The sequence below is a fragment of the Streptomyces sp. NPDC005648 genome, from assembly GCF_040605395.1.
In the GTDB taxonomy this organism is placed as follows: Bacteria; Actinomycetota; Actinomycetes; order Streptomycetales; family Streptomycetaceae; genus Streptomyces.
Genome location: NZ_JBEXCS010000105.1, coordinates 1 through 20393 on the forward strand (window position 1 = coordinate 1; position 20393 = coordinate 20393).

The following is a 20393-nucleotide window of genomic DNA, read 5'->3' on the forward strand; positions in this document are numbered from 1 at the left end:
CCGCAACCTGCTGAAGAACGGGCGCCTGGCGCGCGCCATCTCGGATGCGGCCTGGACGGACCTGCGCATGATGCTGGAGTACAAGTGCGCCTGGTACGGGCGCGACCTCGTCGTGATCGACCGCTTCTTCCCCAGCTCCAAGCTGTGCGGAAGCTGCGGCACGGTCGCGGCGAAGCTGGCGCTGAACGTCCGCGCGTGGACGTGCGAGCACTGCGGCGTGGTGCATGACCGGGACGTGAACGCGGCACGCAACATCCTGGCCGCCGGGCTGGCGGCGTCTGCCTGTGGAGACGGTGTAAGACCTCAACGGGAGTTCTCCCGGACGGGGCAGTTGTCGGTGAAGCAGGAACCCCAGCGGGCGACCGCTGGAATCCCCCGCCGATAGGCGGGGGAAGAAGTCAAAGGATGACCGCAGTGCTCCGGGTGATCCATAGTGTCTCCAGGTGACCGGGCGGCGGCGGTCTTCCGGGTGCGCCGGAAGGAAACAACAGACGCAACGACTGCCATGGCGGTGATTCAGTGCCCTCGCGCATAGCCCTCGTCGGTGCCGGCCGAATGGGGACACCAGTGTGTGGACGCTTCGTTTCGGCGGGCCACACGGTGACCGTTTCCGATCTGCGTCCCGAACGGGAAGAAGCGGTGCGCTCATTGGGCGCCCATTGGGCGCCCTCCGTCACGACCGCCGCAGCCGGGGCGGCTGTACTGGTCACCGTGGTTCCCGGCCCCGATGAGGCCGCGGCCGCTCTTCCGGATGCCGTGTTCGCCGCCCTGGCCCCCGGGGCGGTGTGGATCGACATGACGAGCAACGCCCCCGCAACCGCGCGGGAGTTGCGGGCACGAGCCGGCGCCCACGGCGTCGACGCCCTCGAAGCACCCGTAGGCGGCACTCCGCGGGACGCCGAACACGGGCGCCTGCGGCTGTTCGTGGGCGGTTCCGCTGAAGTCCTCGACCGGTGCAGGCCGCTGCTGGAGGCAGTGGCCACACCGGACCGGATCCGCCACATGGGCGGCCCGGGAACCGGCTACACGACGAAACTCCTCATCAACCTTCTCTGGTTCGGACAGGCCACGGCAACCGCCGAGGCCCTGCTCCTCGGACGCCGAGCAGGCATCGACCTCACCGCCCTGCACGACACGCTGGCCGACAGCGCGGCGGGCAGCGACTTCATCCGCCGGGACCTGCCGGCCCTGTACGCCGGGGACTACCTTCGCTCCTACGGCCTCGACCGCATCCACGACCAGCTCGCAGTCATCACCGGTGAAGCCCGAGACCTCGGCACCCCACACGAGATGGCCGACACAGTGCTGCGCATCCACCGGCTGGCCCTGGAACGCTTCGGACCTGTGGATGGCGAACTCCTGGCCGTAGCCCTCCTGGAGGAGGCCGCCGGTATCCTGCTGCGCCCCTGACCGGCCCCATACTTCTTTCCTTGCAGCTGACAGGACCCTCGGCAAGTCTCATCGTTGCAGGTCAGCAGAACTCTCCACTTCTTTGATCAAGGCTTGGACAGTTCCGCTCGTGTGCTGACTGGGCACGGGTCACAGCGTGAGTACCTGTCCGGTGGGCAGGATGTGCACGCCGGTGTCGGGAGCCAGATCGCCAACAGCGTCCTTGTAGTGCTTGGGATGGTTGCGGTCGAGCTTCACGAGGATCCGGTCGCCGATCGCGCCGGACGTGGGGGCGTAGTGGATCGGGACCGCCAGCGTGGGGCGCAACAGGGCGGTGAGTTCTGCGGCCTGAGCTGCGTCCATGACCTCTTGGCGGCTGCCCTGCGGACGGGAGGTGAGCCCGTTGATCGGCATCAGGGCCAGGCCGATGTCGGGGAAGCGTTGGGCAATCTCGTCGAACTCGGGTATGCGGCGGGTGTCGGCGCCGAAGAGGACCGTCGTACCGTCAGCCTCCAGAAGGGGTGGAGCACGGTGACCAGGACCCGGTCGGCACACGCTGACGGTGACCGAGACCGCGCTCGTCTTCCTCGAGGATGCCCGCCGCCGCGGCGATGTGTGCCGGCCGCTGGACTGGATCCCCGAGGTCCACCACCCGATCGGGAGCGGCGAGGCCGTCATCCCCGACGCGCTCCTGTACTACCGGCGCGGCCCCGTCGACGGCGACAACGGGTCGATGCTGCGAGCGTTCGTGGAAGTCGACCGGGCCACCATGGGCCCCGAACGCGCCTCCAAGCTCAGCGCGTACGAGCGCCTTCCACGCTATGTGCCCGTGATCCCGGTGCGCCGGCCGACCGTCCAGGAGCCGGCGGTTGAGGAGTGGCGGTGGCGCTACCCGCTCTTCCCCCGCGTCTTGTTCGTCCTGGACGGCACCGGCCCGGCCGACGCCGAGAATCGGATCAGCGCCCTGCACGCGGCGGTTGGGCTGCTGGCCCGCTTCCCGTACGAGATCCCCGTCCTCGCGGCACCGCTGGCCGACCTGTAGCCGTGGGTCGGGCCGCGGTGGTCCGCGCGCAGTTCGGTGAGCATGTCGCCGTAGCGGTCGGCGTAGAGGATGCCTTCGACGACGACGTGGAATCCGGCGTCCAGGGCGTAGCGGGCGGTCAGGTCGATCAGGCCGATGTTCGCGGCGCCGGGCCGGTCCCGCTCGCGGAGCATGATGCGGCGGAGGTTGTCCTGGCCGACCAGGGCCAGGTCGCGGCCGAACCGCTCGCGCAGGCCGTCCGCGACGGACGACTTCCCTGAGGCGCTGTTGCCGCGCAGCACGACCAGTCGGGTTTCTTCGGTGCCCACCATCACGGTGGTCAGGTTATCGACGGCAGGTGACAGCGCTGTGGGTGTTCCGGGTGGGCGTCGCCGCCGAAGCCCCGACGGGTGACTTTCCCCTCGCGTACGCGAGGGGGTATCTCAGCGCATCCGCGCAACTTGCCTGTTTGCGGTCCGCCGCGGGGTACGCACGGGAAGAACGGGATCTACTGACGGCGGAAGGGCTCGGGCGCGCATGCCGGGGCGGGGCCGGCCGGGACCGGCGGGCGCCGGATGAGAAGACGATCACTCTGCGGGAAGGATGCGCCGACGGACGGAAGGCGCTCTGTCACCGAAGACTGACGGGCCGACCCCGCCACAGATCATATTGCTGCATGTTTCTAGTTGTTGCAAGTCACTTGCAATAGAGGCGTAGGCTGTCCCCGGACGATCACTCACCCGGAAAGGGGACGTGCCTGATGAGCACGTACGCGCTTCCCGATCTGCCCTACGACTACGCCGCGCTGGAGCCGGCCATCACCGGGCAGATCCTGGAGCTGCACCACGCCAAACACCACGCCGCCTACGTCAAGGGCGCCAACGACACCCTCGAACAGCTCGCCGAGGTCCGCGAGAAGGACCAGATCACCCCCACCGGCCTGGTCGGCCTGGAGAAAACCTTCGCCTTCAACCTCTCCGGCCACGTCCTGCACTCGATCTTCTGGCAGAACCTCTCCCCCGACGGCGGCGATCGCCCCGACGGCGCCCTCGCCGACGCTATCGACGAACACTTCGGCGGCTTCGAGCAGTTCAGGAAGCAGCTCACCGTCGCGACCGCGTCCGTCCAGGGCTCCGGCTGGGGAGTGCTTGCCTGGGAGCCCCTGGGCAAGCGCCTGATCGTGGAGCAGGTCTACGACCACCACGGCAACGTCGGCCAGGGCACCACCCCGCTGCTGGTCTTCGACGCCTGGGAGCACGCCTACTACCTGCAGTACAAGAACGTCCGCCCCGACTACGTCACCAAGCTGTGGGACCTGGTCAACTGGGAAGACGTCACCGCCCGCTACACCGAGGCAACCGGCGCCTGACCGGCATCACAGCATCAACGGGCGGGCCGGGAAGCCACCACGGCCTCCCGGCCCGCCAGCGCGGCGGGCTGTCCGCCAGGTCCTGCTGCGGCGCTGGTCAGGCGGTCTAGCGCGCAGGGCGGGCGCGGTAGTGGCGGCCAGTTCCTCGGCCTGTTCGCCGGTGACCGGGAAGACGACGCGGCTGGCGACGGAGCCGCCGCGTCGGTATCCCCGACACGTGCAGCTCACCCCTCCCGAACGCGGCGATCCCCTCCGCCCGCTGAAGCGCCCACTTCATCTGCGGCTCTGCATGGAGGCCTTACCGCCGGCCTGCTGTCTGTGCTCGGCGGCTGAAGGCGAAGTTCTCCTCACCGGGGTGTGGCCCGCGGGTCCGCGGGGTGACGGGCTGCAGTTGGATGTGGGCGTCGAGGCCGGTGCCGGGTGCGGTGCGGAGGGCGATGGTGCCGCCGGAGGCGTCGACGAGGTGGCGGACGATGGGCAGGCCGAGGCCGGTGCCGTCGTGGTGGGAGTCGGAGGAGCGCCAGAACCGGTCGAAGGCCCGCTCGCGGTCGGCGTCGCTCATGCCCGGCCCTTGGTCGACGATGTGGAGTTCGGCGCCGGGAACGCGGTGCAGGGTGATGGTGGTGCTGGGAGGGGAGACGCGCAGGGCGTTGGCGAGGAGGTTGTCGATGATCTGCTCCAGTGCGCCGGGGATCGCCCACACCTGGCCGACGGGTGGGCCGGTGATGTCGAGGGCGACGTACTGCTCGGCTGCCAGCGGCTCCCACATCGCCGCCCGTTCGGTGACGACGATGTCGAGGTCGACGGGTTCGGGGGTGGTGGCGGTGTTCTCCAGGCGGGCCAGGGCGAGCAGGCCCTGGACCATGCGGCCGAGGCGTTCGACCTCGCCGACGGCTTCCTCCAGACTGCCGTGCGCTCGCGGGTCGAGGTAGGGCTCGAAATTCTCCAGCCGCAGCCGCAGCCCGGTGAGCGGGGTTTTCAGCTGGTGGGAGGCTTCCGAGGCGAACGCCTGCTGGGCCTCGAGCAGGTGCTGGAGCCGGGTGTCGGTGCGGGTGAAGGACGCGGCGAGGCGGCGCAGTTCGGGCGGTCCGGTGGTGGCGTCGGGCGGGTGAGTGAACTGTCCTTCGGCGAGCTGGGTGGTCGCGGCCTCCAGGGTGCGCAGGGGACGGGTGATCCAGCGGGCCAGGCTGAAGGCGACCAGGGCGACGGCGGCGAGGATGCAGGCGCCGGCCAGGGCGAGGGCGCCCCAGATGCGGTGGACACGGGTGCTGACCTGGTCCAGGGGGTAGGTCAGGCGCAGGGTGCCGCGGATGAGGGTGCCAGAGGCGCCGGGCATGGTCGCGGACAGGACGTCGCGGCCGGCGCCGTCGGTCGTGGTGGTGACGGTTGGGAGGTTGCGCAGCGCGCGGGCGATGTCCGGCTGGGCGGCGAGGCTGATGCCGGTGCGGGCGGCCGGGTCGGAGTCGGCCAGGACGATGCCTCGTTTGTCGGTGACGATGACGTGGCCGCCGGTGCGGGTGGCGTAGTCGCCGACGACGTCGGGCAGCGCGTCGAGCTGGCCTTTTTCGATGTTCTCCTCGGTGACCTCGGCGAGCATGGACGCGTCGCGTTCCACGCTCTGGGAAGCCCGGGAGGTCTCGCCACGGGCGTAGATGAAGCCGAGCGGGATCCCCAGGCCGGCCAGCACCAGCAAGGCCAGGGCGAGGTAGCTCAGCATCAGGCGCCGAGTCATCAGACCGCCTCCCCGGTGGGGTCGCCGGGGACGGTGAGGCGGAAGCCGACGCCGCGGGCGGTGGTGATCCAGCCCGGGTCACCGAGCTTGCGGCGCAGGGCAGCGACGTGGGCGTCGAGGGTCTTGGTGGGGCCGAAGAAGTGCGGGTCCCACACCGTGTCCATGATCTGCTGCCGGGAGTACACCGTCCCGGGATCCTCCGCGAGGAAGGCGAGCAGGTCGAACTCCCGCGGGGTCAGGGCGACATGCCGGCCATCGAGGTGCACCTCGCGGGTGCGGCGGTTGACGGTCAGCGAGCCCAATGTCTCGGCGCCGGAGGCGGGTTGACGTGCTTCTGGTATTCGCGTGTGCTCGGCTGGTGTGTACGCGGGCGCTCCGGAACGGCGGATGACCGCGCGGATGCGGGCGATCAGCTCGCGCACACCGAAGGGCTTGGCGAGGTAGTCGTCCGCGCCGAGTTCGAGACCGACGATGCGGTCGGCTTCCTCGCCCCGCGCGGTGATCATGATGATGGGGACGGCGGAGCGGGCGCGCAGACTACGGCAGACGTCCAGACCGTCCATGTCAGGCAGGCCGAGATCCAGCAGGACCAGGTCCGGTGCGGTGGTGGGGTCCGCGAGACCGGCGGCGCCGGTGCGGACGTGGTCCACGGTGAAGCCGTAGCGTCCCAGACCCTCGGTGAGGGGGCCGGCGATTCGGTTGTCGTCTTCGATGAGCAGCAGCCGCATGCCGCCAGGCTCGCACAGCTGCGCCAGGGGATTTGGAGGGTTCACGGGAAGCCGCCTGAGACCGGTAAGACGTACAGGGCGAAGGTGGACAAGCAGGTGCCGTCCGGCCGACGGGGACGGAAGGACGGCGGTGGCCGGACGGCGGTGGCCGGACGCCGGCGGGCGGACGCCTGCGGGCGCCGGCTGGGGAGTCAGCCGTCGGCGTCGCCGCCGTCCTCGCGTTCCTGGTCCTCCCGCCTGTGTTCCTCCCCGCGGCCCCGGTCCTGGCCGGTGCCCGAGGGCACGCTCGTCTGCGTGGGGGTAGCAGCCGGGCTCGCGACGTTGCCAGAAGACTCGGTCGTCGTCGGTGCGGCCGGCACGGCCCGCTGCGTGGTCGGCGGCTTGGGCACGGAGACCTGGGCAGTGGTGCCCGGGGTGGGTGGGGAAGTGACCGTGTCGCTGACCGCGGACAGAGCGAACCCGAAACCGCCCAGGACCACGAGCGCGCCAGCGGCCGTCAGTACGGAGCGGTGCCGGACGGCCGCTTGTCGCCAGCCGTCTGCGTTCCGTACTGCCCTTCCCTGGGGTCCGCGTTGCCTGGCAGGCACCTGCGGCTGACCGGCCGGTTCACCGACACCCGTCGCGGCTGGGCCGGCGGACCAGGAGTGCGTACTCGACGAGGGGTAGTCGAAGGCGTCCTCCGCGAAGCGGTCGCCGTAGCCGCCCGGCGTCGGGGCGCCGGGTACCGCAGCCAGGATCGCCGTCTGTTCGGCATCCGTGGGCGAAGAGGAGGTCTGCTCGGGCCCGGGCGGCATCGGATCTCTCCCTTCCAGCGGATCAGGCCCCGGCCGTCAGCTGGCGTCGGCCTCCTCGGTGCCTTCCTTCTTGGTGTCGGTGACCTTGAAGGACGTGTCCAGGTACACCTCGATCGAGGTGCCGTCCGCCTGCTTCACCTCCACCGCGTACATGCCCGGCTTCTCCGCGTCCTCCTCGGACTTCACGACCGTCCCCGGGTACGCGGCCAGCGCCGCGGCCTCCGCCTTCGTCTTGATCTCACCGGTCAGCGGCGGCTCCTTCTTGTCGTCGGCGTCGCCGCCGGCCTGGTCCGCCGCCTCGGTGCCCCCCGCACTCTGGGCCTCCTGCTGGGTGTCCGCGGCCTTGGAGCTGTCGGAGCTGGAGTCGGATCCGCCGCAGGCGACCAGGGCGAACGCCAGCACGGCGACCGGAGCGGCGAGCAGGGCACGACGGGGCAGAACACGCATCAGGGTGTCTCCAAACACTGTGAATCACTTGCGAGTTCGGAGAACCGTGGGACCGGATCTCCGGGGGGGGGACGACAACGACCCTAGAAACCCGCTGTTGAAAGGCAGACCAGCAAACTGAGAGAGGCAGACCAGCAGAACACCAACCTTTGGCCACAGGACGCTGTCCCGCCGAGGCGGACAACTACGGCGTGATGGATTTCGGTTGTCAGGCCCCCGCGGAGCTTCGCTCGTGCTGCGGCAGGTGGCAGCGCCGGTGTCCTTCTCCGGCCGGGTCGTGTTCGTGGCGTGCTGGTGGGCCCGGTTGATTATCGAGTCGACGGAGACCGTCCAGTCGATTCCGTCGATCGAGTGCGCCTGGGCGGGCAGTTGCGCCAGAACCGTGTCCCAGGTGGTAGATGATCCCTTCGGTGATGCGACGGTGATCGGCGAACGGACGCCCTGTCTTCCCCTCATCGCGGGGAAGGCAGGGCGCCAGGCATGAGCACTGCTCGTCGGTCAGCAGACGCATGCGACTGCTCGTGGTCACCGAGGGTGGTAGGCGGTGGCCAGCACGGAGACGGTGACCTGATCGGGCAGGAAGCCGTCATCGTTCAGGTCTGCACGGCTCAGATGGCGTGCGCTCGGCGTCATCGCTACCAGGTCCAGGGCATCCAACCTGGTCAGGGTCGCGGGGTACTCCGCCCGTTCGGTGACGGCGGGCTCGAAGAAAGGGTCCAGCGCCCGGTGTAGGCGCTGTTCCTTGGCCGGGTCGATCGCGACCATCGCAGGCAACCGGCCGCGCAGTTCGGCCAGGTGCCGCACGGTGGGACGGATCACGATCAAGCGGCCGGTCGGGCGCAGCACGCGGTGGAACTCGGCCGGGTTGCGCGGGGCGAACACGTTCAGCACGACATCGGCCACCCCGTCGGCCAGCGGGAAGGGACGGAAGACGTCCCAGGCCACCGCGGCGGCTCGGTCGTGGGCACGGGCTGCCGAGCGCAGCGCGCGCACCGACGTGTCCAGACCCAGACCGTGGGCGCCGGGCAGCTGGTCGAGTGCGCCGGCCAGGTAGTAGCCCGTGCCGCATCCCACGTCCACAACCGTGGCCTGCTCAGACACGGCGCACGCCGCCAGACGGGCCCCGACATTGCGGATGGGCGCGTAGGCGCCGGTGGACAGGAATCGGTCCCGGGCCTGGACCATGGCTGCATCGTCGCCGCTGGTGGCGCGGGTGCCCGTCAGCAGGCTGGCGTACCCGTGGCGGGCGATGTCGAAAGTATGGCCCACCGGGCAGCGCAGTGCACCGCGGTCGGGCTGCAGGTGGCGCGTGCCGCACGTCGGGCAGCACAGCAGGTCGAGGGACAGTTCGAGGGCAGGGGGAAGCGACACAGGCACGAGGTACTCCTGGCAAGAGTGAAGGAAAGAGACCCTGCCTGCACGCGCGCTCACTGCCTCAGAAAGGAACGGGCAGCGTCGGGAGCGTGGTTCACGCAGCAGGCACACCAAGGAGGGCGACGCCGTCCGGCATCGCCCTCAGCGCCTTCCGATCACAGGAAGCAGCAGTGCGGGGTGCTCATGAATGCCACGTCATGATTCTACGAGCATCGTCGAAGCCCCTGATTCCCCAACGGAGTTGGGAGACACGACTTAGAAAGGCGGCCAAGTCCCAGGTCATGCTGTACACGACCGCTCCCCGATGCCAGCGGCGAGACTCCTGCTGTCCAGTCATCCGCGGGCGGTCGACCGCGGCGGCGGATGGCGACCTATTCCGCCCTCCTCAAGGGCGCCGGGCGAGTCTGGACAGCCGACCACCGACCCGACCGGCTGCGCAAGGCGGAGGAGATCGGGGCCATCCCGATCCACACCGCCGAGCAGAACCCGGCGGAGGTCGTCAAGGAGGCCACCCTCGGTCCGGGCGCCGCCAACGGCTGCGAACGCGTCGCTACCAGGCACACGCCCCCCAGGGACACGCAGACGCCAGCCTCACGCTCAACCCACTGATCGACTCGGTCAGGTTCACGGGCGACATCGGCGTGGTGGGCGTGTTCCTGCCCCACGACCCAGGCGGCGCTGAGGCCCAGGGAGAGTGGGAAGCTCAGGGCAAAGCTCCGATCGACTTCGGCATGATGTGGTTCAAAGGCCAGCGCATGGGAACCGGGCAGGCGCCGGTCAAGCAGTACAACCGGGCGCTGCGGGAACTGATCGCCGGCGGGAAGGCCAAGCCGAGTTTCGTCGTCTCCCGGGAGCTCAGCCTGGACAAGGCCCCCATCGGCTACGAGCAATTCGACACCCTGACGAGGGCTGGACCCAAGTGGTCCTGCATTCCATCGGGCACGGGAACGGCCATATCCGGTGAGAGACTCGGAGCCGCCGTGCCATCTGTTTCCCTTGGACCGGTCCGGGGGACGGGTGGCGATCCGGCGTCCTCGCCCTCATCGAGTTCCTGCGTCGCCAGCCGCCCACACGGCGGCGGAGCGTCACCGCGGAGGCGACGTGACGCTGTAAAACCGTTGGCTCCCGCGGTGGCTTGTCACTAACGTCCCGGGCATGGAAATTGAGGTCGCAGAAGTCCGCGTCGGCGGTCTTGAGGACGATCCGGTGTGGCCGTTGATCGAAGAGCTCAGGCAGAGCGACTGGGTCCGGTTCTCCGCCGGTTTCCATCTGAGTTCACATCTGCTCGCCGCCGTACCGCAGAACGGTCCGCCCGTCGGATTCTGCCGTTACGTAGTACAGCCCATAGGCCCCGACGCGGGCTGCCCACCGGTCACCGTCGACGGGCACACCGCGACAGAAGCGAAGATCCTTGCCTTCGGCGTGCAAGAGGGATGGCGCCGGCGAGGCGTGGGTACGGCCTTGCAGCGCGCGGTCATCGAGACAGCAGGCGCGAAAGGCTGCCACCAGGTCAGGTCACACAGCGCTGGTCAGAACACCGGAAATCACCGGCTCAAGCTCCGGCTGGGCTTCGCGGTTCACCCGGTCGTGCGCGACGACGACCACGAGGGCTGCTACTTCCTCCTTCCGCTCGGGCTCGCCCGCCGTCACCCCGGGCATCCGGCATAACGCGCCCTCACCAGAGGCTTTCCAAGCCCTCTTAAACGGCGTGACCGCACGGGTCGGCTTCGCAGGCGAGCTGACAGCCGACCTGTGTAGTTGCGCTGGGCGGCGCCTTCCTGGCCCAGGTCGTGGTGCTTCCACCCGGTTGTCGCCGCAGGGACTGTGTCCCATGCAGGTCGTGTCGCTTTAGGGGACCAACTGCGCTCGGCATCGTGTCGCGCTGGCGTCACGGGCAGTGTCTCGTTTCACGACGACAAGAACGGCAACAGAGTGAGGCATGTCATGCTCAAGTGGCTGGGGTGGTGGATGATGTCCAACCCCGGATGGCTGCCGAACCGCCCGTTTCTCTCCCCCTATCCGCAGCTGACTCCTACTGCTCGTACGCCCAGGCCCGGCCGGCCTGCCGGTACTCCTCCACCGGGATCGGATCGACGCCGCTTCGCATGCGGGCGGTGTACAGCAGGCCGTCGAGGTGGTCGATCTCGTGGTGGATGAGGCGGGCAAGGCCGCGTTCGTACACGGTGATCACGGTCTCGCCGGTCAGGGCCGTGGTCTCAACGGTGATCTTCAGGGGCCGGGGGACGAGGCCCCGGACGTCGAAGAAACTCAAGCAGCCCTCGTACTGCTCATCCATCTCCTCGGAGCAGTCGATGACCCGTGGGTTGAGCAGGATGGTGGCCGGCGCGTCGCCGGGTGGCTGGACGACGGCGGCGGCACGCGCGATGCCGATCTGCGGGGCCGCGATGCCCATGCCCTTGGCAAAGGGGTGGACCTGGCCGATCCGCTCCATGGCGGCGAACAACTCGTCCGTGGTGCGCTCGGCCTCGTCGCGTTCTGCGTGCAGGCCGAAGGCCCGGGCCGCTTCGGCGAGGATGCCGGCGCCATGCTGGACGACGCCGAGGTCTCGCATCTGCTGACTGGGCCGCACGTCAATCACCTGAACTCCCCTTGATTCATGTTGCGTTCGGACCGTGCCCGAAACCGGCATCCCAGACGGTACCGAGCGTGCAGGGCGGGTGTGGTGGTGATCCACGTGAATGGCCGTAGCTCACCGTCGTCGCTGCGGACAGGCGGGGTCCGCGGCGGAGACGCTTCGGCGGTCATGGACGTCTCGGTGCCCCACACGACCGGGTCGAGCACAGCGGGGAAGACAAGTTGGACTTCGAACTCTTCGGTGGGCAGGCGTACGGCCCGCTGGAACCAGTTGCCCCGCCTGTCGTCGCCGACGGTGTAGGCGTACTCGATCCACACGGACTCACCCGGGGAGAGCGGGAAGCAACTCCACGCATCGCCGCCTCCACAGGGCCGACCGCCGCCTTCTCCTGCCGGGCGCCGTGCCCGGCCGCCCCGGAACCCAGCCGGTCTGGCCGACCAGATGCGGACGGTGATGCCCGAGGAAACGGCGGTCGGGCCAGGAGATGCGGTACGCGGGCCAGGGCAGGGCTATCCCGCCGTGCGGCACCCTCGCGTCGCCGTACTCGCACGCGGAGATCCTGGTCTCCCCCAGGAACTGGAGCGGCTGTCGGTCGCGAAGGCACTGTTCCTCTACAACGACGCGGCCAACTGAACCGGGTGGCTCGGGTCACTGGGGGTCTCATGACGTCAGCGGGGTCTGGCCTAGCCGGCGCTGGCCCAGGTGGCGCTGAAATCGCTGCCGGTGACACTGGTGCTCAGCGCGCTGACGGTGTCCTTCTTCTGGCCCCTCGTGCCGGTGGTCATGATGATCTGCACCGGGTTGGCGTTGCCAAGCGGGGCGGCGTTGACCAGGGCTCAGTGATGGAGACGGTGCCGAAGTTCGCCAGCGGCGGGATGCAGCCGCTGTCACAAGGGGGCAGCCCCACGATGACCTCGGCGGAACTGGGCGGCGGGGTCGAGGCCGCGCCGACGGGGAGCTCCCTCCAGAACCCCGTGTAGTCCAAGATCCCCATGTTGTAGTTCTTTTGGACGGCGTTGTAGGCCGAGAAGGCGATCAGCTCGTCGCCAGGGTGGACGGGTTCGCTGAAGGTGTGCCGCTGATCCGGGTAGAACTGGTACCAGGCGTAGTACACCGGGGTGCCGTTCGAGCAGTCGGCCTCGGTGCCGATCTGCTCGACCGTGCTGCTGTTGTATCCGCCCAAGCCCACCCAGACGCTGGAGTACTGGCTGCCGGAGGCGCAGGTGACGTCCGTGAGAAGCGGGGCGAAGTCCTGGACTCTGGTGGCTAGTTGGGACATTCCGAGGCAGGCGGCGGTGAGCTTGGCCAGGAGTTCGTGTTGTTCGGCTTTGAGGTTGTCGGGCCGGGTGAGCACCATCCGGGCGAGCCTGCGCGGGGAGATGTGGCTGCGCTCGGCGTCCGCGAAAAAACACCCCGACCTGACATGCCGTCACTGACACCAACCACCGACACCAAACCGGCACATCGCAGGCGGCGCATCCGCGATCCACTCGCCGACCGCCAGCAGCGAGGTCGCGCCGGTCAGCACCGCGCACGCGGTCAGCGTGAGCACGACAGGCAGGGCATGGCGCACGCCGCGCGGATCGCGCGGATCCGGCACCTGAGCCAGCCGCTCCACCAGGCCGAGCACCCCCCGGGCCCGACGTCGGACTGCTCGCGAAGTCGGTCAAGGGCGGGCGGAATCAGGGATGATGCGTCGGCAGGCACGGTCTTCCAGACAGGTCACGGGGCGCAAAGCACCCCATGATCACGGGAACCTTCCCTGCATCGCCCCCCAGTCACCCCAACGCCGCAGCCTCACCTGCCACCCAGGTCTGCCAGACACGACGGCTGTTCGGCAAGTCAGGGCGATCAAGGAGCCAGAGCACATACCCGGCATGGCACCGGGCCCACGGACTGTCCGAATCAGCTGCCCGATCGAGCCTGCCCCGAAGATCAGCACTGTCGACAGCCCTGGCAACCCGCACGTATTCACGATCCTTGCAGCGATACGCCCGCTGGACGACGATCTCGACCAGGTCGGTGAGCTTCGCCCTGATCGCCTCCTCCTGGGGAGCACGGGCCACCTTACGGATCAGCGTCTCCTTCGTACCCCACGCCTTCGCATGCTGCGTCCACTCCAGCGGGTACCTCGCCTCCCACTCCAGGAAGAGCAACACATAGGGCAGCCCCGGCCACGTCGCCAGATCCCTGCCCACAGGACCGCCCCACACCCCGTCAGGCAGCGAACGCCTCTGGGCTTGCCAATGCCTCTGGAGTGCCTGCCGAAAGGCCGGCTCCCGGTACTGCTCTTCCGCTCCCAGGGGCCGCGTCAGCAGCCACATCTCGTTGGACCAGTCGAGCGCGTCCGTGACCTTCCTCTGGGCCTCCGCCAGATGGACGAGCGCTGCACCTCTCACAGCCGGATCCTCCGCGATGAGCCCGAACGCCCAACCCAGTCGCTCAGCCCAGGCACAAGCGTCATCCGCATCATTTCCTGCCTCTTCAGCCACGCACGGGATCATCTCCCAACGCAGTCGGCTCGCTCCACCCCACGGTGCGGGTGAGGCGCAAGGGCTCCGAGGCACAACGGATGTGAGCAGGAACCGCCCGCTCGCCCTCTCTTCATCGCAAGGTGAGCGGGGTCTCGGAGTCGATGCGGGTCAGCTTCTGCGGGTTGCGGACGTAGTAGAGGCCGGTGATGCGGGCGTCTTCGACGCGGGCGGCCAGGACGCCGTCGATCTCGCCGTCCAGACGGAAGACGAATCCTGGGTTGCCGTTGACCACGGTCGGGCCGAGGGTGATCGTGGCATCGGTCTTGCTGAGGCCGCCGGCCAGGAAGCGGACCACCTTCTCGGCACCGGTGATCGGACGCAACGCGGCCTGTTTGATGCCGCCGCCGTCGCTGACGACGACGACCTCGGGCGCGAGAACGTCGAGCAGCCCCTGCAGGTCCCGGGTTTCCAGCGCGCGCTGGAACGATTCCAGGGCCGCCCGGGTCTCGGTCGCGGAGACCACCGAGCGGGGGCGGCGGGCGTTGATGTGCCGGCGGGCGCGGTGCGCGATCTGGCGGACGGCCACGGGGCTCTTGTCGACGGCGGCCGCGATCTCGTCGTAGTCGAGGTCGAAGACCTCGCGCAGCACGAAGACAGCGCGCTCCGTCGGCGACAGTGTCTCCAGGAGGAGCATCATCGCCATCGACATGCTTTCGGCGAGTTCGACGTTCTCGGCCGCGTCCGGCGCCGTGATCAGCGGCTCGGGCAGCCAGGGGCCTATATAGGTCTCCTTGCGGCGGCTCATGGTGCGCAGCCGGTTGAGCGCCTGGCGGGTCGTGATCCGGACCAGGTAGGCGCGCTGATCTCGCACCTGCTCCAAGTCGACCTTGACCCAGCGCAGCCACGTTTCCTGCAGGACGTCTTCGGCGTCGGCCGCCGAGCCGAGCATCTCGTAGGCGACGGTGAAGAGCAGGTTGCGGTGGGCTACGAACGTTTCCGTCGCCGCGTTGGTGGCGTGGTCGCTCATATCCCGGTTTCCCTCTTCCGCGGCCGACTCCGGTTGCCGAAGGCATTCGCGTGCGCCTCCACAGCATGGTCCTTTTCACTGGTAGCCGTTCGATCGGCCGCGCCTGCCGTGCTGCTCACTGCGGGTTCCTCCCGCGCTGCCGGACCACGCTGATCACAACCCCGGCGAGCAGGAGGACCGTGCCCGCGGCCAGCCACCACCAGGGGTTGTACTCGTCCACGCACGACTGGCTGTTGGCGGTCGTCGTGCACACGTCGCCCGGGCCGCCCCGGTTGAGGAAAGCCACGTACAGCAGCGGCACGCCGAGCCCGGAGAGCAGACCCGGAAGCCCGGCCGAGGAACTGTGCCGGGTGGCCACCAGGACGGCAGCCGCAAGGGCGACGGGCAGCAGGAAGACACCGACGGTGAGCACCGTCAGCACGCCGAGCGACGCCAGCGCGCCCACGGTGAACCATGCGCCGAACCACGGCCAGAAGCTCGATCTCATACGTCCCCTCCGTGAAGTGCCGCGCGGCCAGCCGAAGTGCCATGCCGCCACGCACCGTTGGATGTGCCTGTCTGATTGAAACGTAACCCCGACCGGCCCCGGCGCAGGTGCCGCCCTCCGTGGCGCTGCGCCGGATCCTGCTCCGGTCCTCCTCCGCCGACGCCGACACCGCCGCCCGGGCCACCGCGCGCCGGCTCAAAGTCAGCCGGGTGCGAGGACATGGAACTCCTTCAGCGCGGCCGGGACCGCACGGCTGCGAAGGCCGCCGCCTCACGTATGCAGTTCCGTTCAGGGCCGACCCGACCGGTCACCGTGCCCCAGGCCGAGGCTGCCCCTTCAGCGAGTCACCAGCGCCTTGCTCTGCTTGGCCTGCAGCAGCCGTCGGCGCTTGTCATCCTTGAACCCCCAGGCGAACGAGCCGGGCTTGCGGGCCTCGTCCGCCAGTTCCTTGACGACGCCCCTGCACGCGCGCTCCTTGATCCCGGCGGCAAGGCGACCCCCGATGGAGTACCTGTTCGCGGTGTCGTCCTTGGAGGCCATCTGCACGGCGGCGGCGCGACGGCCCAGGGCGATGCACTGGCCGAAGAAGCCGACGTTGATGGCCTCAGGCTGTACGCCCGCGATCCGGGCCAGCACCGTGTCGGCAGCGTGCGCTCCCAGCGGGCGAGCGGTCTGGCAGCTCATGCGCAGCGGGAAGTCCGACGGCGCTGCCGAATCCCCGGCCGCGACGATGCGCACGTCGTCCACGCTCGTCAGCGTCTCGTCCGTGAGCAGGCGGCCCAGGGCGTCGGTGCTCAGCCCGCTGCGAGCTGCCAGGTCCGGCACGCCGAACCCGGCCGTCCACACGGTCACCGCGCTCGGCAGCGCGCGTCCGCCACTGAGCCTCACGCTATCGCGCGCGACCGCCGTCACCTTCGCGTCAGGGCCTTCAAGCACGCTCACACCGAGCGCCGCCAGCCGCTTGGCCACAGAATGCCGAACCCGCGGATGCAGATACGGGCCGAGTACCTCGCCGCACACCAGGGTCACGGCGCGGCCGGCCTCCGCCAGCTCAGCGGCGACCTCGATACCGGTCGCTCCGGCTCCCACCACCGCCACTGCGGCCGTCGCGTCAGCGGCATCAAGGACCCTGCGCAGCCGCTGCGCCTCCTCCAGAGTGGCGATCGGGTAGGCGAACTCCGCTGCTCCGGGCACGCGCGAGGCGGCACTGCCACTGCCCACCGCGTAGATCAGATAGTCGTAGCCGACCGTGTCCCCGCTCGCCAACGCCACGCTGCGGCCGGGGGCGTCGATCTGTGCCACGGTGTCGACCACCAACTGGACGCGCTCGCCCAGGATCTCCCGGTAGTCGACGAGCGCCGCGTGGGACCCGCCCACCAGTTGGTGCAGGCGAACCCTCTCGACAAAGGCCGAACGCGGGTTGATCAGAGTCACGGTGACGTCGTCACGCTTCGTCAGGCGATTGGCCGCCAAGACGCCGGCGTACCCGCCACCGATCACGATCACATTGGTGTGCTCAACCATGGTGTCCTCCTTCGTTTCCAGGCGTACGCCCTCAAGACACCGCCTACACGATCGCTGTGACAGCGTGTGAGACAGATCACTCCACAGGTGAGGACCGGCTGAGGCTTTCCCGTAACTCCTTTCTTGCGGTCGCCAGTTCCGGGTCCGTCGGATTCCCCCGCTCGGACGGCAAAAGACAGCTCTGACGGGGGCGGCGGATCTCCGTGCGGATCAAGCACGTCGTCGCGGTTCCGACCATGATCAAGTCACGTCGGTCACGCGTTCCTCGGACGGCGCAGCGCGCCCCGTCTCGCGCCAGACAGTCCGCCTCCACCTGAGCAAATGGCCTGGATACGTCGCTGAAGCATGGGGATTCTTGTTGGCGGTGCCCAGTTTCATCTCGGGCGACGGGCAATACGTTCGGCGCGCGACCGGGGTTTTCGCTTCGGGGTGACGTCATGGCGGTGTCCAGGTGAGGCCGGTCTCGTCGATGAAGCCGTCGAGGAGGTCGGGCCAGTACTGCATCTTCTTCAGCCGGGTGCGGGTGAGGTCGGCGAGAACGTCGACCGTGCAGGCGGCGAGGTTGCCCAGGTCGTGCTTCAGGTCCGCCCACACGCCGTCTGCCGGGTTCAGGTCCGGGGCGCAGGCCGGCAGGCGGAAGACGGTCGGCCACCGCCTGCGGGCGGCCAATAACTCGCGCATCAACACGTCCTTGTGCTGGGTGGAGTCGTCCTATACCCGCACGATGTTCCCGCCGAGTTGCTGGTGGGCGGCGTCCAGCAGAGCTGCGACGTCGTCTTCCCGAAAGCCGCCCTTCTCGCCGCCGCGGCCGGAATGGTGCACCAGCATCCCTTGGATCAGGCGGCTGCGCTGCTCGGGTTTCGCGCAGACCATCCCGGCCACCGAGACCCTCCCCACTCCCCTCTCCGACACCTTCCCCTGCGGCGACACTCCGATACGAGACCCGCGTACGGGCCTTGGGTGGTCGCAACGCCTGACCCGACTCGCCCCCGAACACCAGCCACGCGTCCTGCTCCCCCGCCTTCTTTCCACGCGCGCCCATGTCTCCTCCCGCCACACCCGCACCTGCGCCTCGTCGCGCTCGGCGGCCCGATGCACGGGAACTTGCATCGAAAAGCCCATCTGCCGTCGGATCAGCGAGAGTTGCGGCTGGCTGAAGCGCACCGGGAAGCGCCGGGCGACCAGCACCGCAATCCCCGCCGGCGTCCCACACTGGTCCGCACTCCAGCCGTGCGCGGCCGGGCCCTGCCCTGAACCCGGGCCAGCCAGGCCCGCCAGGCCCGCCAGGTCCTCGATGCCACCCCCGAGGGCCCCTTGGACCGTAACGCCTCCACCCCACCCTCACGCCAGGCCGCGTGCCAGGCCTACACGGACTTCCGCGACCCCCGCAGGGCCGGCGCCACCTGCGGCGGCCCCAACCCGGCCGCGAACATCTCGGCGGCCCGGAACCACACCCGGTCCCGCCGGACCCGCTTCACCGCGCTCAAGCCACGCCGTCACGCCGTCACGCCGAAGCGAAACCCTCGGAATCGTCGCTACTTCATACACCGATTCCAGCCACTCACCAGTTACTTCGGCTTTCTACAAGACGCCGAAGGAGGGCGCCATGGATGCTGCCCCGGTCGCAGGAAAGCAGCACTGCGCCGCCCCCTGGCACAGCACGCTCGACCAGCAGATTCAACGTTCGCCCAAGGTCCGCCGACGGCGGCCACCCATCGTCGTCCGGGACAGAAATGTCATGTTCCAAACACGTCTCCCCTTTCACTCAACGAAGACAGCCACCGATCTCAGGACGAGGAAGTCATCATGGGAATGCGTCGGATCCACCGCAAGGCGGGAGTCGTGCTTGCGGCTACCGCACTGCTGACGGGCATGTCCGGGTTCGCTGCGGCGACAACGGCGCAGGCGGCGTCCACCGCGACCTGCTGGGACACGATCGTCGAGAACAACTCCAGCCTGACGACCAAGCTGAAGGCCACGTACAACCTGAAGGACGGAATCGGCTCGGTCTGTGCCAACATCCAATCCGTGAGCAAGGACACCACTTTCTACGTGTGGTGCGGAGCCACAAACCCGGACTCGGGCGTGCTGTGGTTCTACGGCCGGATCAAGGGCACCGAAACCAAGGGCTGGATGTCCTCGGACAACCTGAACTTCGTCAGCGGCACCTGGAGCTACTGCTGAGCCGACTCCTGGGCAGGCTGCGAGACGGTGTCGTGAGCCCGCACCGGACTCCCACGCCTCGGCAGCAGCACGGAGGGTCCGTCAGCAAGAGGCAGTCGCCACCGTCACTCGTCGCTCGATCGAGGGGGACCATCATGACATTCCAGGAGGGCGCCACCGTCCCCCGTCACACCACGATGGGCGTTCCCGACGCCCAGGTCAGCGTCCACCCCGTCACCACGGAGGACGGGCTGGGTCTGCAACTGACCCGTTTTCGCAGGGCGGAGTGCGACGACGTCGTACTCCTCGTCCATGGACTGACCGCGTCCAGCGACCTGTTCATCATGCCGGAGCACCGGAATCTGGCGACCTGCCTTCTCGACAACGGTTTCACGGACGTGTGGACGCTCGACATGCGGATGAGCAACCGCTTCCCGTACAACACGGAACCGCACGCACACACCCTCGACGACATCGCCCTGTACGACTACCCGGCCGCGCTCGCCGAACTGCGCCGGCATGTCGGCAACCGGCGGGTGCACGTCGTGGCGCACTGTCTCGGGTCGATGACCTTCCTCATGAGCCTGTACGCCGGCGCCGTACAAGACATCACGAGCGTCGTCGCCAACGCGGTCGGCCTGCTGATGCGCGTACCGGCCTGGTCGCGCTGGAAGCTGGCGTACGGTCCCGCGCTCATCGAGGGCGCGCTCGGGCTGTCCCGGCTCGACCCGCGCGGCGGCGACGCGGCCTGGTTCAGCCGCAGCGGCTTGTTCGCCCGCCTGGTTTCACTGGCGCACCCGGAGTGCGACAACCCGGCCTGCCACATGGTGAGTTTCATGTGGGGCACCGGCTGGCCCGCGCTCTACAGCCACGAAAATCTCGACCCGGTCACCCACGACCGCATCGCGGACCTGCTCGGCCCCGTCGGGCTGGGCTACCACCGGCACATCGACAGAATCGTACGAGCGGGTCGTGCCGTGAAGTACGACGCCGCCGAGCAGCGTCACGCACGCCTCCCGCAGGACTACCTCGCGGCGGCGGCCAAGGGCGGCCCGCCGGTGCTGTTCCTGACCGGCGAGCACAACCGCGTCTTCGGGGACTCCGTCGTACAGGAGCACGAGGAGATGTCGCGGGCGACCGCCGACCCCGACCGCTACGAACTGTTCGTCGCCCCCCGCTACGGCTACGTGGACATGTTCATCGGCCGGGACGCGCACCGGGACGTGTTCCCGCACCTCATCGACTTCCTCCGTCGAAGGGCGGTATGA

General features: G+C 68.9%; 20 protein-coding genes and 9 pseudogenes. 9 read left to right on the plus strand and 20 right to left on the minus strand.

Features of this window, described 5'->3' with window-relative positions:
- Nucleotides 1–385: RNA-guided endonuclease TnpB family protein (locus tag ABZT17_RS38335; protein WP_356356235.1), on the plus strand; the 385-nt coding region annotated here is incomplete at its 5' end.
- Between the two features lie 116 nt (nt 386–501).
- A pseudogene (locus tag ABZT17_RS38340) lies at nt 502–1410 on the plus strand (NAD(P)-dependent oxidoreductase); the annotation flags it as partial.
- A gap of 129 nt (nt 1411–1539) precedes the next feature.
- Here the strand turns inward: ABZT17_RS38340 and ABZT17_RS38345 are convergent.
- The gene (locus ABZT17_RS38345) at nt 1540–1944 is read right to left on the minus strand and encodes an MBL fold metallo-hydrolase (RefSeq protein ID WP_356356237.1); all 405 of its coding nucleotides are present in this window, start codon (nt 1942–1944) and stop codon (nt 1540–1542) included.
- A gap of 7 nt (nt 1945–1951) precedes the next feature.
- On the opposite strand from ABZT17_RS38345, the gene ABZT17_RS38350 reads away from it, so the two are divergent.
- Nucleotides 1952–2431: a replication-relaxation family protein gene (locus ABZT17_RS38350; RefSeq protein ID WP_356356239.1), complete on the plus strand. Its 480-nt coding sequence runs from the start codon at nt 1952–1954 to the stop codon at nt 2429–2431.
- On the opposite strand, the pseudogene ABZT17_RS38355 reads toward ABZT17_RS38350, so the two are convergent.
- A pseudogene (locus tag ABZT17_RS38355) lies at nt 2428–2742 on the minus strand (kinase); the annotation flags it as partial. The gene ABZT17_RS38350 and the pseudogene ABZT17_RS38355 overlap by 4 nt on opposite strands.
- 428 nt (nt 2743–3170) lie before the next feature.
- On the opposite strand from ABZT17_RS38355, the gene ABZT17_RS38360 reads away from it, so the two are divergent.
- Entirely contained in the window at nt 3171–3779 is a 609-nt protein-coding gene (locus tag ABZT17_RS38360) for a superoxide dismutase (protein WP_356356240.1), read from the plus strand.
- A 298-nt stretch (nt 3780–4077) separates the two neighbouring features.
- Here the strand turns inward: ABZT17_RS38360 and ABZT17_RS38365 are convergent, their stop codons facing one another.
- From ABZT17_RS38365 to ABZT17_RS38390, 6 genes and pseudogenes are all read right to left on the minus strand, one after another.
- Nucleotides 4078–5511 carry an ATP-binding protein gene (locus ABZT17_RS38365; RefSeq protein ID WP_356356242.1) on the minus strand — a complete coding sequence of 478 codons (1434 nt, stop codon included), beginning with the start codon at nt 5509–5511 and terminating at the stop codon, nt 4078–4080.
- Nucleotides 5511–6239, minus strand: coding sequence for a response regulator transcription factor (locus ABZT17_RS38370; protein WP_356356244.1), 729 nt, complete (start codon nt 6237–6239; stop codon nt 5511–5513). Before ABZT17_RS38370 ends, ABZT17_RS38365 begins: the two co-directional genes overlap by 1 nt.
- A 191-nt stretch (nt 6240–6430) precedes the next feature.
- Nucleotides 6431–7033 (minus strand): hypothetical protein, encoded by a 603-nt coding sequence (locus ABZT17_RS38375; protein ID WP_356356246.1) that lies wholly within the window; start codon nt 7031–7033, stop codon nt 6431–6433.
- 36 nt (nt 7034–7069) lie between these two features.
- A complete protein-coding gene (locus ABZT17_RS38380) occupies nt 7070–7480 on the minus strand; it encodes a peptidase (RefSeq protein ID WP_356356248.1) in 411 nt (136 codons plus the stop codon).
- Between the two features lie 258 nt (nt 7481–7738).
- Nucleotides 7739–8009 (minus strand): annotated as a pseudogene (locus ABZT17_RS38385) (IS5/IS1182 family transposase); the annotation flags it as partial.
- Nucleotides 8006–8857, minus strand: coding sequence for a methyltransferase domain-containing protein (locus ABZT17_RS38390; protein ID WP_356356250.1), 852 nt, complete (start codon nt 8855–8857; stop codon nt 8006–8008). The gene ABZT17_RS38390 and the pseudogene ABZT17_RS38385, both read right to left, overlap by 4 nt.
- A 360-nt stretch (nt 8858–9217) precedes the next feature.
- Here ABZT17_RS38390 and ABZT17_RS38395 point away from each other — a divergent pair.
- Nucleotides 9218–9818, plus strand: a pseudogene (locus ABZT17_RS38395) (aldehyde dehydrogenase); the annotation flags it as partial.
- Nucleotides 9819–10009: 191 nt separating this feature from the next.
- Entirely contained in the window at nt 10010–10522 is a 513-nt protein-coding gene (locus tag ABZT17_RS38400) for a GNAT family N-acetyltransferase (protein ID WP_356356252.1), read from the plus strand.
- Between the two features lie 37 nt (nt 10523–10559).
- On the opposite strand, the pseudogene ABZT17_RS38405 reads toward ABZT17_RS38400, so the two are convergent.
- Both ABZT17_RS38405 and ABZT17_RS38410 read right to left on the minus strand, forming a co-directional pair.
- Nucleotides 10560–10659, minus strand: a pseudogene (locus ABZT17_RS38405) (tat (twin-arginine translocation) pathway signal sequence domain-containing protein); the annotation flags it as partial.
- 227 nt (nt 10660–10886) lie between these two features.
- Complete coding sequence (locus ABZT17_RS38410) at nt 10887–11444, minus strand: peptide deformylase (protein WP_356356253.1); 558 nt, start codon at nt 11442–11444, stop codon at nt 10887–10889.
- 481 nt (nt 11445–11925) lie between these two features.
- Between ABZT17_RS38410 and ABZT17_RS38415 the strand changes: the two are divergent.
- Nucleotides 11926–12083: pseudogene (locus tag ABZT17_RS38415) on the plus strand (dipeptidase); the annotation flags it as partial.
- Between the two features lie 148 nt (nt 12084–12231).
- Here the strand turns inward: ABZT17_RS38415 and ABZT17_RS38420 are convergent.
- The 10 genes and pseudogenes from ABZT17_RS38420 to ABZT17_RS38465 form a co-directional block, all read right to left on the minus strand.
- Nucleotides 12232–12654: pseudogene (locus ABZT17_RS38420) on the minus strand (G1 family glutamic endopeptidase); the annotation flags it as partial.
- A 30-nt stretch (nt 12655–12684) separates the two neighbouring features.
- Nucleotides 12685–12852, minus strand: a pseudogene (locus ABZT17_RS38425) (ISL3 family transposase); the annotation flags it as partial.
- A 27-nt stretch (nt 12853–12879) separates the two neighbouring features.
- Nucleotides 12880–13068 (minus strand): transposase family protein, encoded by a 189-nt coding sequence (locus tag ABZT17_RS38430; protein ID WP_356356255.1) that lies wholly within the window; start codon nt 13066–13068, stop codon nt 12880–12882.
- A gap of 160 nt (nt 13069–13228) precedes the next feature.
- Nucleotides 13229–13942, minus strand: coding sequence for a hypothetical protein (locus tag ABZT17_RS38435; RefSeq protein WP_356356256.1), 714 nt, complete (start codon nt 13940–13942; stop codon nt 13229–13231).
- 112 nt (nt 13943–14054) lie between these two features.
- Nucleotides 14055–14951, minus strand: coding sequence for an RNA polymerase sigma-70 factor (locus ABZT17_RS38440; protein ID WP_356356258.1), 897 nt, complete (start codon nt 14949–14951; stop codon nt 14055–14057).
- A 115-nt stretch (nt 14952–15066) separates the two neighbouring features.
- Nucleotides 15067–15438: a hypothetical protein gene (locus ABZT17_RS38445; protein ID WP_356356260.1), complete on the minus strand. Its 372-nt coding sequence runs from the start codon at nt 15436–15438 to the stop codon at nt 15067–15069.
- A 336-nt stretch (nt 15439–15774) separates the two neighbouring features.
- A complete protein-coding gene (locus tag ABZT17_RS38450) occupies nt 15775–16962 on the minus strand; it encodes an FAD-dependent oxidoreductase (protein WP_356356262.1) in 1188 nt (395 codons plus the stop codon).
- Between the two features lie 435 nt (nt 16963–17397).
- A complete protein-coding gene (locus tag ABZT17_RS38455; protein WP_356356264.1) occupies nt 17398–17643 on the minus strand; it encodes a transposase in 246 nt (81 codons plus the stop codon).
- Nucleotides 17644–17673: 30 nt separating this feature from the next.
- Nucleotides 17674–17835: a transposase gene (locus ABZT17_RS38460; protein WP_356356284.1), complete on the minus strand. Its 162-nt coding sequence runs from the start codon at nt 17833–17835 to the stop codon at nt 17674–17676.
- Between the two features lie 180 nt (nt 17836–18015).
- Nucleotides 18016–18258 (minus strand): annotated as a pseudogene (locus tag ABZT17_RS38465) (winged helix-turn-helix domain-containing protein); the annotation flags it as partial.
- A 510-nt stretch (nt 18259–18768) separates the two neighbouring features.
- Between ABZT17_RS38465 and ABZT17_RS38470 the strand changes: the two are divergent.
- Both ABZT17_RS38470 and ABZT17_RS38475 read left to right on the plus strand, forming a co-directional pair.
- A complete protein-coding gene (locus ABZT17_RS38470) occupies nt 18769–19146 on the plus strand; it encodes a hypothetical protein (RefSeq protein WP_356356266.1) in 378 nt (125 codons plus the stop codon).
- Between the two features lie 134 nt (nt 19147–19280).
- The gene (locus tag ABZT17_RS38475) at nt 19281–20393 is read left to right on the plus strand and encodes an alpha/beta hydrolase (RefSeq protein ID WP_356356268.1); all 1113 of its coding nucleotides are present in this window, start codon (nt 19281–19283) and stop codon (nt 20391–20393) included.

What these genes read in the sequence shown, in the direction of transcription:
- ABZT17_RS38455 (WP_356356264.1), bottom strand. Translation starts at nt 17,643, where the DNA reads ATGCGCGAGTTATTGGCCGCCCGCAGGCGGTGGCCGACCGTCTTCCGC.
- ABZT17_RS38375 (WP_356356246.1), bottom strand. Translation starts at nt 7,033, where the DNA reads ATGCCGCCCGGGCCCGAGCAGACCTCCTCTTCGCCCACGGATGCCGAA.
- ABZT17_RS38445 (WP_356356260.1), bottom strand. Translation starts at nt 15,438, where the DNA reads ATGAGATCGAGCTTCTGGCCGTGGTTCGGCGCATGGTTCACCGTGGGC.
- ABZT17_RS38460 (WP_356356284.1), bottom strand. Translation starts at nt 17,835, where the DNA reads ATGGTCTGCGCGAAACCCGAGCAGCGCAGCCGCCTGATCCAAGGGATG.
- ABZT17_RS38440 (WP_356356258.1), bottom strand. Translation starts at nt 14,951, where the DNA reads ATGAGCGACCACGCCACCAACGCGGCGACGGAAACGTTCGTAGCCCAC.
- ABZT17_RS38400 (WP_356356252.1), top strand. Translation starts at nt 10,010, where the DNA reads ATGGAAATTGAGGTCGCAGAAGTCCGCGTCGGCGGTCTTGAGGACGAT.
- ABZT17_RS38450 (WP_356356262.1), bottom strand. Translation starts at nt 16,962, where the DNA reads ATGGTTGAGCACACCAATGTGATCGTGATCGGTGGCGGGTACGCCGGC.
- ABZT17_RS38475 (WP_356356268.1), top strand. Translation starts at nt 19,281, where the DNA reads ATGACATTCCAGGAGGGCGCCACCGTCCCCCGTCACACCACGATGGGC.
- ABZT17_RS38470 (WP_356356266.1), top strand. Translation starts at nt 18,769, where the DNA reads ATGGGAATGCGTCGGATCCACCGCAAGGCGGGAGTCGTGCTTGCGGCT.
- ABZT17_RS38370 (WP_356356244.1), bottom strand. Translation starts at nt 6,239, where the DNA reads ATGCGGCTGCTGCTCATCGAAGACGACAACCGAATCGCCGGCCCCCTC.
- ABZT17_RS38380 (WP_356356248.1), bottom strand. Translation starts at nt 7,480, where the DNA reads ATGCGTGTTCTGCCCCGTCGTGCCCTGCTCGCCGCTCCGGTCGCCGTG.
- ABZT17_RS38365 (WP_356356242.1), bottom strand. Translation starts at nt 5,511, where the DNA reads ATGACTCGGCGCCTGATGCTGAGCTACCTCGCCCTGGCCTTGCTGGTG.
- ABZT17_RS38360 (WP_356356240.1), top strand. Translation starts at nt 3,171, where the DNA reads ATGAGCACGTACGCGCTTCCCGATCTGCCCTACGACTACGCCGCGCTG.